Raw genomic sequence first — 12,729 nt, 5'->3', positions numbered from 1 at the left:
CTCTTATAATGGCTTGTAGTTAAAACGGATTCTGTTTTATTCACAGCTCAATCCATAGATGGAGGTATAAAATGAGCGTATTAGTAGGCCGTCCGGCTCCGGACTTTACTGCAGCAGCTGTTCTGGGTTCTGGTGAAATTGTTGACAGCTTCAACCTGACTGCAGCAATCAAAGGCAAGCCTGCGGTAGTGTTCTTCTACCCACTGGATTTCACCTTCGTGTGCCCATCTGAGCTGATCGCCTTCGATCACCGCATGGAAGAGTTCAAGAAGCGTGGCGTTGAAGTGATCGGTGTTTCTATCGATTCTCAGTTTACTCACAATGCATGGCGTAACACCCCAGTGGAAAAAGGCGGTATCGGCCAGGTTCAATACACTCTGGTAGCCGACGTTCGCCACGATATCTGTAAGGCTTACGATGTTGAGCACCCTGAAGCCGGTGTGGCTTTCCGTGGTTCTTTCCTGATCGACAAAGAAGGCATGGTGCGTCACCAGGTCGTTAACGATCTGCCTCTTGGCCGTAACGTCGATGAAATGCTGCGTATGATTGACGCGCTGCAATTCCACGAAGAGCACGGTGAAGTTTGCCCTGCAGGTTGGGAAAAAGGCAAGAAAGGCATGAAAGACAGCCCAGACGGTGTTGCTGCCTACCTGTCTGAGAACGCTGAAGAGCTGTAATTGCTTGTATAGCTTTATAAAGCTGCCCTCGGGCAGCTTTTTTTATACCTATCTAAACCTTTATTGCCCATTCCAGAGCTCAGAGCTTGACGAAAGGTTCAGGATAGTTGCTAATTGAACCGGAAAAATAGCAAGGAAAACAGGATGAATTCAATGGAGTTTGCTATTCCGGAGCAAGACAAGCAGGCCTTCGACCAATATTATGCGCAAAAGATTGCACCCAAGTGTCGGCGTTATGAGTCGGTTCGAGAGGCCGCTGCTGCCAGGTATAAAGAGCGTAGAAAGATAGTTGCGCCTCTCACCTTTATCGGCATTCCGGCATTTTTGCTGTTTTTTGCCATGAGTTTCTACGGCGCCTTCATGCTGGATTTTAAAGAAGGGGTGTTTTTTATCGGCTTTGGCGGCGCCGTGCTATCTCTGGCGGTGGTGGTGTTGGCCAACATCTGGGCTGGCAGTGAGATAAGTGAACTGCGTACCCAGATAGTCGAGGAGATCTATCCTCTACTGCTGGGGTATTTCGGTAAAAGCTTTGCGTTCAACCCCTCGGGATTGCCTGAACTGGAAAGCTATAAAGACTATGGTCTCTTTCCCGACTATGACAAAGGTTATTTTCAAAACTCGGTCAGAGGCAAATATCTTAATGTGCCTTTTCTGCTTAGGGAACTGACGTTACTCGAACGCACAGGCAAGAACGATAATGGTCCCCAATATAAGACGCTGTTCGATGGCATAGTGATAGAGTTTGACCTGCCGAAGACATTTTCCGCGACCATCCAAGTGCGCCGCGATAAAGGTTTTATGGCCAATGGCTTGGCGCAGTTTAGAAACAAGCTCTCGAGGGTAAAGCTGGAAGACCCGGACTTTGAGCGTAGATTTGAGGTCTACAGTGACGATCAGCTTGAAGCCAGATATGTGCTCAATACAGCGACTATGGAACGTTTGTTGTCACTATCAGGATTTTATCAAGGCGAGCTGGAAGCCTGTTTTAGACAGGGTCGATTGTTTGTCAAAATAGCCTGTCAGCACAGCTATTTTGAGCCGCAACTGGATCTACTCAAGCCGCTGGATCTCACCGCAGACATAGAGCAAGTGTTCAAAGAAATCCATGAAGTATTCGACTTGATTAAAACCATGAAACTCGATAATCGCACCGGGCTTTAAACATGAGGCTCAAGACCTTAGTTTTGAGCCAGGCTATCTTTGGTTTCCGGTCACTGGCTTCTGGTCACGGGTTTCTGAACGCTGGTCTTTGGTCGCTGGGTTTTGATGCGCCCTCACGCCAGATGCTCAAAGGATTTGGCGTGAGGACGGGAAACACTTTAGTTTGAGTCGGCTATATGTTTGAGCCGACTTGCTATGTTTGAGCGTATCTTTGAGCGGGTTTAGACCACATCCTGTGGGGTTTCGGCAGCTGCAGGCAAAGGCCAGCCGCCAAGGGCTTTCCAGCGGTTCACTATATAGCAGAACAGCTCGGCGGTGCGCTCTGTATCATAAAGCGCCGAATGGGCTTCTTTGTTGTCGAAGGGGATCCCGGCCAAGGCGCAGGCCTTGGCCAGCACTGTGTGGCCTATGGCCAATCCGGCCAGAGTAGCGGTATCAAAGGTGGCAAAGGGATGAAACGGCGAGCGCTTGATATCATTGCGCTCAATTGCCTTACTGACAAAGCCGTGATCGAAGGCGGCATTGTGAGCCACTATGATAGAACGGTGGCAATCGGCCGCCTTCTGCGCCTTCTTCACCGCCTTGAATATTTCCAGAAAAGCTTCTTTCTCGCTGACGGCGCCCCTGAGAGGGTTGTTGGGATCTATGCCGTTGAATGCCAGTGCCTCCGGCTCTAGATTGGCGCCTTCAAAAGGCTCGATATGGAAGTGCAGGGTTCTGTCTATTCCCAGATTGCCCTCGGTATCCATCTTCAGCAGGGTGACGGCAATCTCCAGCAGCGCGTCGGTCTGCGCATTGAAGCCAGCGGTCTCCACGTCGATCACCACAGGGAAATAGCCCCTGAATCTGTGCTTGAGTTGGTTGGTTAGGCTTGGCTGAGTCATGCATTTCCCCTGGAAAATAACGAAGCGGCTATTATGCTAAAACATCAACAGGGTGTCATGTTCGATTGTTGTTTTTATAGGCTAAAGGAATGAATTTCTTTGCCGATAGAGACAACATGGTATGCGAAAAGAGAGATTTCTATGTGGCGTAAACTGTTCCTGCTGTCGACTCTTTGTCTGCCGCTGTCGGCGATGGCGGATCTCAGGCACTATGTGGCGTCACTTGACGACTCTCATTGGCGCGTGGCGCAAAATACCCCCATAGGTTGCAGCCTGGAGCACGACATTCCCGCCTACGGCAAGGCGGTGTTTTCCAGTCATGCGGGTAAAGAGCTGAATCTGCAGTTTACTCTGGATATGTGGCAAAAGCCTGATGCCGTGACCCATGCCCGCTTGATGAGCAAGGCGCCGGCCTGGCGTCCCGGGGTGACATCCAAGGCGATTACCGAGTTGAGCTACCAGAAATACTTCAATGGTGAAGTGCCGAAAAAGGCCGCCTGGTCCATGCTGGCAGAGCTGGATCGCGGTATGGAACCCACTTTCTACTACAGCGATTGGTACAACCAAAGCAACAAGGTGGCGGTCGGCCTTTCTGCGGCCAACTTTGCCCAGAAATACCGCGAGTTCAAGCAGTGCCTGGCCAATCTACTGCCTTACAGTTTCGATGATATCGCCTTTACCGTGCTTACCTATGAGATGGGCGGTACCGAGTTGACCCGTTATTCCAAGGCGCAGTTGGCGCGGGTGCAGGAGTATCTGGCCTATGATCCCGAAGTGGAACTGGTGCTGATAGACGCCTATACCGACAGCTATGGTGGTCGTAGTATCAACCAGAAGGTGTCTCAGCAGCGCGCCGGTTCAGTCAAAGAGTTCTTCGTGGCGCGGGGTATCCCGGGTGACAGGATCCACACCGAAGGGCACGGCGAGCGCCGCCATGTGGCTTCAAACGACTCCAGTGACGAGCGGGCCCGCAACCGCCGGGTGGTTATCCGGATAAGCAAACCTCTGCAATAACATAAGTTTTCACAGACAGTAAAAAACCAGGTTCAAGCCTGGTTTTTTCATGCGTGGACTTTGACGGGGGACTCAGGCGCGCATCGCCTTGTCGCCTCTGGCAAGCCCCACGACTCCGGAGCGAGACACTTCCACCACCTTGGTGACCTCGGTCAGCGCGGCAATAAAGGCATCCAGTTTATCGCTGGTACCCGCCATCTGTACTGTGTAGAGATTGGCTGTCACATCAACGATTTGGCCGCGGAAGATATCGGCGGTGCGTTTCACTTCTTCCCGCAATGCGCCGCTTGCCTTGACCTTGACCAAGGCAAGTTCCCGCTCCACATGGGTGGACTCTGTGATGTTGGATACCTTGAGCACATCGATAAGCTTGTGCAGTTGCTTCTCTATCTGCTCCAGAATGCTTTCATTGGCCTCAACTGCGACTGTCAGCCGGGACAGGGTAGGGTCATCGGTGGGCGCAACCGTAAGAGTTTCAATGTTGTAGCCGCGTTGGGAGAAGAGACCGACAACTCTTGACAGGGCGCCGGGCTGGTTTTCCATCAATACAGATATGATTCGACGTCTCATCAGCTTTTCTCCGTCTTGCTCAGCCACATTTCATTCATAGCGCCACCACGAATTTGCATCGGGTAGACGTGCTCGGTTTCATCGACACTGATATCCACAAACACCAGCCTGTCTTTCATGGCCAGGGCTTGTGCCAGTTTGCTCTCCAGTTCATCCACATGGTCGATATTGATCCCCACATGGCCGTAGGCTTCGGCGATTTTGGCAAAATCAGGGACTGAGTCCATATAGGAGTGGGAGTGGCGGCCCGAGTAGATCATGTCCTGCCACTGTTTCACCATCCCGAGGAAGCGGTTGTTGAGGTTGATGATTTTCACCGGCACATCGTATTGCAATGCGGTGGAAAGCTCTTGAATATTCATCTGAATCGAACCGTCGCCGGTGACGCACACAACAGTTTCGTCCGGCATCGCCATCTTGACCCCCATGGCGGCCGGCAAGCCGAATCCCATGGTGCCCAGGCCTCCTGAGTTGATCCAGCGCCGTGGTTTGTCGAAAGGATAATAGAGAGCGGCAAACATCTGGTGCTGGCCAACATCCGAGGCCACATAGGCATCACCGTTTGTCAGGCGATAGAGGGTTTCTATCACTTGCTGAGGCTTGATCCGTTCGGCATTGCGCTGATACTCGAGGCAGTTGCGGCTGCGCCAGGAAGCAATTTGCTGCCACCAGTGTTGCAGCGCCTCGTCATCCTGAGGCGTTACTTTGTCTTCATCCAGCAATTGCAGCATCTCGTTCAGCACCTTATCGGCTGAGCCCACAATCGGAATATCCACCTTGATGGTCTTGGAGATGGATGAAGGGTCGATATCTATGTGCAGTATGGTGGCATCCGGGCAATATTTGGCAACATTATTGGTGGTTCTGTCATCGAACCTCACGCCAATGCCGAAGATTAAATCTGAATGGTGCATGGCCATATTGGCTTCGTACAGGCCATGCATCCCCAGCATGCCCAGGTTGTTGTGATGAGAGCCGGGAAAGGCGCCCAGCCCCATAAGCGTATTGACCACAGGCAGTTTCAGTTGTTCGGCCAGTGTCAACAGCTGCTGGTGGCAGCCGGAGATAATGGCGCCTCCGCCCACATACAGCACAGGTTTCTTGGCGGCCATCAAGGCCTGCAAACCCCGGCGGATCTGGCCCTTGTGACCCGAAAGCGTCGGGTTGTAGGAGCGCATCTTAATCTCTTCCGGGTATTGATACTCGTGCAGTATCGCCGGGTTGAGGCTGTCTTTGGGCAGATCCACTACCACAGGGCCTGGGCGGCCGCTGGCCGCGATATAGAAGGCTTTCTTGATAATGGTGGGAATTTCGGTGGGATCTGTCACCAAAAAGCTGTGTTTCACCACAGGGCGGGAGATCCCTATCATGTCGCATTCCTGGAAGGCATCATTGCCGATCAGGTTACTGGGCACCTGGCCCGAAAGCACCACCAGAGGGACTGAATCCATGTAGGCGGTGGCGATGCCGGTAATGGCATTGGTCGCTCCCGGGCCGGATGTCACCAATACCACGCCGACCTTGCCCGTGGCTCTGGCGTAACCATCGGCCATGTGCACGGCCGCCTGTTCATGGCGGACAAGAATATGTTCGATATCGGATTTTTGATGCAGGGCATCGTAGATGTCGAGAACTGAGCCACCCGGGTAGCCGAATATATGTTTTACGCCTTCGTCAATTAACGAACGCACTATCATGCTGGCGCCTGAAAGCATCTCCATTTGGTACTCCTTGATAAGATACCGTTACGGTAAACAGTAACTTTTACAGCGACGGTTATCGCTCTAATTCGGGCCGGAAGGGTCGTTCCGGCCAGCTGTCGACCCGGCCTTGGGGCACACTTCCCTGTAGGGAATGGGTCTCTGTCACCAATGGACAGAATTTCATCATATTGGAAAGAGAGAAGTTTTCAAGCCCCTGGAAGCAGCTTTTTTATGAGCATGAATAAATTTCATTTTTGCCGCCGAAAAGCGGCCTTGATTGCGGTAGGTCTTTGCTGAAGTGTTATTGGTTAAGTATTGAATTCATTATGTTTTATTCATAATGGAGGATCTTTTTAGACTTTGGTCTAAAGCGCCGCTAATTCCTTGTGTATGAACCCAGTCTTTGAAAATTGTGGTTCTTTGGGTTGCGGAAAGTCGACAAACGGCGCTTTTCGCTCAAGCGGTTTCAAACGCTTGAGCGTGCTTTACCGCCAGCTTTATTTTAGGAGTCGGTACTGCGGCATTCTGGCACAGGGCGGCGACTGACAGCGAACTGGCACAGACCCACCAGTAGCACAGAGGCCAGCATCAACGCGGCAAAGGGCACGGCAGTACCCGTGTAAAACAGCGCCAGCAGCGGTCCTGCCAGAGCACCAAAGCCAAACCTCAGGGTGCCAATAACCGCGGTGGCTGTGCCGGTTTCCTGCTGAAACTTCATCAGTACTATGGCATCGGCGTTAACCGACATTATCCCCAGGCATCCCATCAGGGGGATCAGCATGGCCACGGTAAAGTGGTAACTCAAGTCGAGCAGGTTCACCAGTAACAGCCCGGTAGCGGCAATACTGCCGAGCATAGTGGCGGCAACCAGCATGCGTCTTGAGCCATAGCGACCAACAATGCGTGAGTTGATAATATTGGCCAGCATCAAGGCGCCTACGTTGGTACTGAATAGTATGGCAAACAGTGACTTATCCAAGTTAAATACAGACATATAGACAAACGGCGAGGCTGTCAGATAGCAGAAGAAGGCGAATGAAGTCAGCACGCCGCTGCCGATATGCAGCTTAACGCCGGGCCGGGTAAAGACGGTGGCATAAGCGCCAAAGAATGACTTGCGGCTGCGCTCGGCGCCTTGCATATCCGATGGCAAACGCAGTTTCAGCAATACCAGCATGAGCAGCAGCAGGGCATAGAAGGCGAGAATAAAGAAAATCAAATGCCATTCTCCCAGCTCCAGAATTAAGCTGCCTATGGATGGAGCCAGCAGTGGCGCCAGCATCATTATTAGGCTGACATAGGACATGCCCTTGGCCGTATTATCACCATAGACCTCCTTGATATAGCCGGGGATCACCACGGTAGCGGCGGCGCCGATAAAGGCCTGGACAAATCTGAGGCTTAAAAACATTTCTATCGTTTGCGACAGCGCCAATCCCAGGCTGACCAACATAAATCCCGATAGGCCAATGATCACCAAAGGGCGGCGGCCGAAGCGATCGGCCAAAGGCCCAAAGGTAAGCATACCCAGAGAATACCCGGCCAGATACAGGCTCAGAGACTGCTGCACTGTAGTGATATCGGAATGGAAACTTTCGGCTATGGTAGCCATGGCCGGCAGATACATGTCGATAGCCAAAGGCGTTATCGCCACGATGGCCGACAGCATGGGAATAAGCAAGGCCAGATGCAGCCCTTGGGGCGTGCGCCTGGTTATCTGGGGTTGGGTATCCAATTTAACCTCATTATATTGGCCAAAAAGCATTGGATGCTTGGTCAGGAGTGTGATTCGTGCCACGAAAAGGGGCTTGGGGTTTATGTTAAGTCGCGGCGGTCAATTAGCCAATCCCCCAAGTGTTTTCTTTACATTACTGACAAACAAAAGCGGAAATGTGAATAGTGAGAATATTTTATTTCGCCCTGGATGACTTCCTGGCATAAGCTCACTACATTATCCACTCAGGACAGTATGCGCTTAAATTGATGGAGTTGAGTGCTGAATATGCGAGTTAATTTTCCACAATGGAACACCAGGGAGTTGCTGACTCAATCACTTCCCGGGCTGGCAGGATTGCTGCATTACCAAAAAGAATGGTTGCGGGATGATCTGCGTGCCGCCTTGTCGGTAACCGCGGTGGCCTTGCCTGTGGCCATCGCTTATGCCCAGCTTACCGGGGTCAGCGCCGTGGCCGGGCTTTACTCCTGTATTTTACCTATGTTGATTTATGCCTTGTTTGGTACATCGAGGCAACTGATAGTGGGTCCGGATGCCGCGACCTGTGCCGTGATAGCCGCTGTGGTGACGCCACTGGCCGCCGGAGATGCCAAGGTGCACTGGCAGTTGGTGATGACCATGACCCTGATGACGGGCATTTGGTGCCTGCTGGCCAGTCGCTTTCGGCTCGGGGTGCTTGCCGAATTTCTCTCGCGGCCGATTTTGATGGGGCTGCTCAACGGGGTGGCGATAACCATTATCGTCGGCCAGTTCTCGAAGATTTTTGGCTTTAGCTTCGACTCCCGCTATTTGCTGGAACGCCTGGCAGGCGGCGCCGAGTATCTGTCGCGCACTCACTGGCCAACATTGGGCATGAGTCTGGCCACCTTGCTGGTGTTCCTGCTGGTCAAGCGTCTGCGGCCGCAACTTCCTGCCTCCATGGTGGCGATTGCGGTGGCAGGATTATTGGTATGGCTGTTTGATTTGCAGCAGTATCAACTGGCGGTGGTCGGCACTATCGAAGGCGGTCTGCCGGAGTTTCAGGCACCGGTATTTGATTTGGGGCTCAGCCGTGAACTGGTGATGCCGGCGCTGAACCTTGCCATGGTGAGTTTCGTTTCCATGATGCTGACGGCGCGCAGCTTTGCCGCCAAAAACGGCTACGATATAGATCCTGATAAAGAGTTTCGCGCGCTTGGGGTAGCCAATATCGCCTCGGCGCTGTCTCAGGGTTTTGCCATCAGCGGCGCCGATTCGCGCACCGCAGTTAATGATGCCAATGGCGGCAAGTCGCAGTTGGTTTCTGTGATAGCGGCGCTGCTGATAGCCCTGGTGGCCCTGTTCCTGACTGCGCCGCTGCAATATATCCCTTCGGCGGCGCTCGGGGTGGTGCTGGTTATCGCATCGCTCTCTTTGATTGATATCAAGGGGATCTGGAAGCTGAGAAAGCGTGACAACGGCGCCTTTACCCTGGCGTTGATCACCCTGTTGGCCGTGCTCTTTATCGGGGTGATCCCGGGGATCACCCTGGCGGTGCTGCTGGGTTTGTTCCAATTTATCCGGGTAGTGATGAAACCCTCTGAGCAGCTGCTCGGTGTCGATCGCAAAGGGGTGCTGCGCAGTATCGACCGCAGTGACAAGGCCACGGCGATCCCGGGGATCATGATCTACCGTTTCAACTCACCCTTGACCTATTTCAACGCAGGTTATTTCAAACGCCAGTTGCTGGCCAGGTTAAAAGAGCAGCCCGAGCCGGTGGATTGCGTGATAGTCGATGCTGTGGCCTGTTTCAGTCATCTGGATATCAGTGTGATGGCCATGATTGCCGATTTGGCGCACCTGTTGAAGCGCCGCGGTGTCAGCCTGGTACTGGCGGGCCGTAAACGTCAACTGCTCAGCTGGTGTGAAGCCAGTGGCATAGATGTGGCGGAGGATGGTTTGATCATCAGGCCTGATTTGGCCTTGGCGGTGCGTATGCATCAAAACTACAAACAAGCGGTCGCTGAAGGCCAGGCCCCCGAAGTGCGGCGTTTGGCCGGCGATGATACCAGCGCCCCCAGACCGTCCCATCTGTAAAACCTGGCGGGATCCCGATAGCACGCAAACGCCTGCCAAGATTGCTCGGCAGGCGCTAAAGCGGCTGTTGCTCGCCGCTTTCCAGCCACAGAGGCTTGGGTTTCATGGCGCGGATAAACCAGGGGTGCTCGAGCCAGGCCTGCAGCCATTGAGTCAGACAGGGCAGGGGGGCTGCATTGAACCTGGCTCTATCCACATGGGCAAATTGGCGCACAAAAGGGAAGATGGCGAGGTCCGCCGCGCTCATACGCCCGAGCAACATGGCTTGCTCTTGCTGCCCTTGAGCCTCAGCCAGTCTCTGCTCCAGTGGCAGCAAGTACTCGAGCGCTTGTTCGAAATAGCTTTGCTGGCTGAATTCAGGGTAACGGTCAAAGTATTTGTATCTGTCCAGCAAAGGCTTGAATGCCCTGTCATTGGTTGCAATCAGAGCTGAGATGAGGTTTTCTTCCTCAGGGTTTTGCGGCAGCAATGAGTGGGGATCGGCTTGTGCCAATGCCCAGAAGAGGATATCCAGACTCTCGTCAAGCACTCTTCCATCAGCGAGTTGCATCACAGGCACTGTGCCCTTGGGCGATAGGGCCAGCATCTCCTGCGGCTTATTTTTCAGCAGAATTTCCCGCACCACAACAGACTGGTCGGCGGCAATCAAGCCCAGTCTGGCGCGCATGGCATAGGGGCAGCGGCGAAAGCTGTACAGCATAGTTCGACTGCTTACTTGAGTCACAAGAGTCCCTTGGCATTTCAATAAAACAGCCATTGTAGGAATGACTTGGGTGACAGGCAAGGTCGCTATGCCCAAAGGCGTGTATAGGATTAAGTCGTTACGATACGGCTACTTGCTTCAGAAATTGCCTAATAACCCTACTTTTGCTGTCTATTTGCGCTACTGTGATTGGGGTAGAATGACGCCCCCATTTTGGGAGGCCGATCACCTAAGGAAGGTTCCAGAAGGTAAGGCTGTTATGCACTGGAAATTAGGTTCCAGCCAGCAGAAGTTGAGGTAATGATGTCCAAAATAGTTGTATGCGCTTTATATAAGTTTGTTTCCCTGCCGGATTATGAGGCTTTGCGTCAGCCGTTGCTCGAGACCATGGAAGACAATGGCATTCGCGGCACCTTGCTGCTGGCTGCCGAAGGCATTAATGGCACAGTGGCCGGCTCGGAAAGCGGCATCAATACCCTGATGGCCTGGTTGGATGCCCAGAATGGCCTGGATAATATCGTCTCCAAGCGCTCATTTGATGATGAGATGCCGTTTTACCGCACCAAGGTCAAACTCAAGAAAGAGATAGTCACCATGGGGGTGGAAGGCATAGATCCCAGAGAAGTGGTCGGCACCTATGTCAAACCCCAAGATTGGAATGCGCTGATCTCCGAACCCGATGTGCTGCTGGTTGATACCCGCAACGACTATGAAGTGCAAATTGGTACCTTCAAGAATGCCGTCAATCCCGAGACCGAGACTTTCCGCGAGTTCCCGGAATATGTGAAGCAGCAGCTGGATCCAGCCAAGCACAAGAAGGTAGCCATGTTTTGCACCGGCGGGATCCGCTGTGAAAAGTCCACCGCCTACCTTAAGCAACAAGGCTTTGATGAGGTATATCACCTCGAAGGCGGGATCCTCAAATACCTGGAAGAAGTGCCCGAAGAGCAGAGTCTGTGGCAGGGAGAATGCTTTGTCTTCGACAACCGGGTTTCAGTGGATCACCAGTTGCAAAAAGGCCAGTACGATCAATGTAATGCCTGCCGGATGCCGATAACCGAGGCCGATATGCAGAGCCCGGCCTATGAGCAGGGTGTAAGCTGTCCCCATTGCATAGATAAGCTGGATGAAAAGCAGCGCCGGCGCTTTATCGAGCGTGAGCGGCAGATGCAACTGGCCAAGCGCCGCGGTGAGGCTCACATAGGCGCCGATGTCAAAGAAGTGATCCATAAGCGCCGTGAGCAGAAACAGCGTCAGAAAGAGCAGGCCAAGCAAACCTCTTGATAGCGGTAAAAGTTGAAGCAGGAAATGAGCAGTAGCTACTGAATTCTGTCGTTCGACTGTGAGTTCGGGCAAATAGTTTGGTCTGAGCTACTACAGCGAATGCGGTTTACTGCTCGTTTCCACGTTTCTAATATTGTCGCAGGCGCTGAATATCTTTTTGGGGCGGTAATCCAAATAAACGACTGTATTCACGACTAAATTGAGAGGCACTTTCATAGCCCACCAGATTACTGGCTTGCGTCGCATCAAGACCATTTAATAGCATCTGCTCGCGCGCTTCTTGCAGCCTTAGGTTTTTCATGTACTGCAGCGGGCTGCTGCCAGTCAAGGCTTTAAAGTGCACTCGAAAGCTTGAAGCGCTCATGTGCGCCTGCCCCGCTAGCTCATTCATGCCGACGGTTTCGGTGAAGTTCTTCTTCATCCACGTCACGATTTTCAGAATGTGATTGCTGGGCGAACCAACAGAGGCAATATGGCGCAGTTGCGTGCCATGCGGCCCATGAAGCAAACGAATCACGAGTTCCTTTTTTATCAGTGGCACCACACTCGCGAGATACTCAGGCTCTTGCTCCAACGCTAACAAACGGCTCATAGTCCGGTATATGCCATCGTCCATGTTCTGAATGGAAATTGATTGATACTCCACCTGACGATCGGGCTTGTCGAGCTTCAGCTCCGTGCACGTTTGCATGATCAGGTCATAATCTAATTTCAGGGCGATCGCCAAAAATGGCTGATGACGTGTCGCTTCTGTCACATGCGACACAATCGGAGTGTCAAAGGTGGTCAACATTGACTGCCCGGCTTCGACAGGGACTTGCCTGTCATCAATCGCCAGTTGCTTGCTCCCTTGTAAAATCAGCGAAAATCCAAGGCTATAAATGCAATGCAGCGGCGCTGTTGGCGTATTTCGAATATGCACTTCAAGCCCGGGGATATCGGT

At 52.6% G+C, this 12,729-nt stretch carries 11 protein-coding genes; 5 read left to right on the top strand and 6 right to left on the bottom strand.

Annotated features, from left to right (window positions below; translation table 11 throughout):
- Positions 1-71: 71 nt before the first annotated feature.
- Both ACF8D4_RS03650 and ACF8D4_RS03645 read left to right on the top strand, forming a co-directional pair.
- Positions 72-677 carry a peroxiredoxin gene (locus ACF8D4_RS03650; RefSeq protein WP_025009505.1) on the top strand — a complete coding sequence of 202 codons (606 nt, stop codon included), beginning with the start codon at positions 72-74 and terminating at the stop codon, positions 675-677.
- 144 nt (positions 678-821) lie between these two features.
- Positions 822-1,838, top strand: a complete 1,017-nt coding sequence (locus ACF8D4_RS03645) for a DUF3137 domain-containing protein (protein ID WP_392468361.1) — start codon at positions 822-824, stop codon at positions 1,836-1,838.
- A gap of 221 nt (positions 1,839-2,059) precedes the next feature.
- Here ACF8D4_RS03645 and rnt read toward each other — a convergent pair whose 3' ends face one another.
- Positions 2,060-2,722 carry a ribonuclease T gene (gene rnt, locus ACF8D4_RS03640; protein WP_392468359.1) on the bottom strand — a complete coding sequence of 221 codons (663 nt, stop codon included), beginning with the start codon at positions 2,720-2,722 and terminating at the stop codon, positions 2,060-2,062.
- A gap of 141 nt (positions 2,723-2,863) precedes the next feature.
- Here rnt and ACF8D4_RS03635 point away from each other — a divergent pair, with 141 nt between their 5' ends.
- Positions 2,864-3,736: an OmpA family protein gene (locus tag ACF8D4_RS03635; RefSeq protein WP_025009508.1), complete on the top strand. Its 873-nt coding sequence runs from the start codon at positions 2,864-2,866 to the stop codon at positions 3,734-3,736.
- Between the two features lie 72 nt (positions 3,737-3,808).
- On the opposite strand, the gene ilvN is transcribed toward ACF8D4_RS03635, so the two are convergent.
- From ilvN to ACF8D4_RS03620, 3 genes are all read right to left on the bottom strand, one after another.
- On the bottom strand, positions 3,809-4,306 hold the full coding sequence (gene ilvN, locus ACF8D4_RS03630) for an acetolactate synthase small subunit (protein ID WP_025888373.1): 498 nt from the start codon (positions 4,304-4,306) through the stop codon (positions 3,809-3,811).
- Positions 4,306-6,027 carry an acetolactate synthase 3 large subunit gene (locus ACF8D4_RS03625; protein ID WP_025009510.1) on the bottom strand — a complete coding sequence of 574 codons (1,722 nt, stop codon included), beginning with the start codon at positions 6,025-6,027 and terminating at the stop codon, positions 4,306-4,308. The genes ilvN and ACF8D4_RS03625 overlap by 1 nt, the downstream gene beginning before the upstream one ends.
- Before the next feature lie 484 nt (positions 6,028-6,511).
- Entirely contained in the window at positions 6,512-7,678 is a 1,167-nt protein-coding gene (locus ACF8D4_RS03620; RefSeq protein ID WP_186295315.1) for a multidrug effflux MFS transporter, read from the bottom strand.
- Positions 7,679-8,011: 333 nt separating this feature from the next.
- Between ACF8D4_RS03620 and ACF8D4_RS03615 the strand changes: the two genes are divergently transcribed.
- Positions 8,012-9,799, top strand: a complete 1,788-nt coding sequence (locus tag ACF8D4_RS03615; RefSeq protein WP_044734343.1) for a SulP family inorganic anion transporter — start codon at positions 8,012-8,014, stop codon at positions 9,797-9,799.
- A gap of 55 nt (positions 9,800-9,854) precedes the next feature.
- Here the strand turns inward: ACF8D4_RS03615 and ACF8D4_RS03610 are convergent, their stop codons facing one another.
- Positions 9,855-10,499, bottom strand: a complete 645-nt coding sequence (locus ACF8D4_RS03610; RefSeq protein ID WP_052658006.1) for a glutathione S-transferase — start codon at positions 10,497-10,499, stop codon at positions 9,855-9,857.
- 306 nt (positions 10,500-10,805) lie between these two features.
- Here ACF8D4_RS03610 and ACF8D4_RS03605 point away from each other — a divergent pair, with 306 nt between their 5' ends.
- On the top strand, positions 10,806-11,786 hold the full coding sequence (locus tag ACF8D4_RS03605) for a rhodanese-related sulfurtransferase (protein ID WP_144168505.1): 981 nt from the start codon (positions 10,806-10,808) through the stop codon (positions 11,784-11,786).
- A gap of 127 nt (positions 11,787-11,913) precedes the next feature.
- Here the strand turns inward: ACF8D4_RS03605 and ACF8D4_RS03600 are convergent.
- A partial coding sequence (locus ACF8D4_RS03600; protein ID WP_392468354.1) for an AraC family transcriptional regulator N-terminal domain-containing protein occupies positions 11,914-12,729 on the bottom strand: 816 nt, incomplete at its 5' end.

It is taken from the genome of Shewanella sp. YQ_9 (assembly GCF_043103185.1).
Taxonomy (GTDB): domain Bacteria; phylum Pseudomonadota; class Gammaproteobacteria; order Enterobacterales; family Shewanellaceae; genus Shewanella; species Shewanella algae.
The sequence above is the reverse complement of the archived record's forward strand: the minus strand, read 5'-3'. Positions and strand labels throughout refer to the sequence as shown.

Coding starts and splice junctions, on each gene's coding strand:
- ACF8D4_RS03650 (WP_025009505.1), top strand. CDS start 72: ATGAGCGTATTAGTAGGCCGTCCGGCTCCGGACTTTACTGCAGCAGCT.
- ACF8D4_RS03645 (WP_392468361.1), top strand. CDS start 822: ATGAATTCAATGGAGTTTGCTATTCCGGAGCAAGACAAGCAGGCCTTC.
- rnt (WP_392468359.1), bottom strand. CDS start 2,722: ATGACTCAGCCAAGCCTAACCAACCAACTCAAGCACAGATTCAGGGGC.
- ACF8D4_RS03635 (WP_025009508.1), top strand. CDS start 2,864: ATGTGGCGTAAACTGTTCCTGCTGTCGACTCTTTGTCTGCCGCTGTCG.
- ilvN (WP_025888373.1), bottom strand. CDS start 4,306: ATGAGACGTCGAATCATATCTGTATTGATGGAAAACCAGCCCGGCGCC.
- ACF8D4_RS03625 (WP_025009510.1), bottom strand. CDS start 6,027: ATGGAGATGCTTTCAGGCGCCAGCATGATAGTGCGTTCGTTAATTGAC.
- ACF8D4_RS03620 (WP_186295315.1), bottom strand. CDS start 7,678: ATGCTGTCGGCCATCGTGGCGATAACGCCTTTGGCTATCGACATGTAT.
- ACF8D4_RS03615 (WP_044734343.1), top strand. CDS start 8,012: ATGCGAGTTAATTTTCCACAATGGAACACCAGGGAGTTGCTGACTCAA.
- ACF8D4_RS03610 (WP_052658006.1), bottom strand. CDS start 10,499: ATGCTGTACAGCTTTCGCCGCTGCCCCTATGCCATGCGCGCCAGACTG.
- ACF8D4_RS03605 (WP_144168505.1), top strand. CDS start 10,806: ATGTCCAAAATAGTTGTATGCGCTTTATATAAGTTTGTTTCCCTGCCG.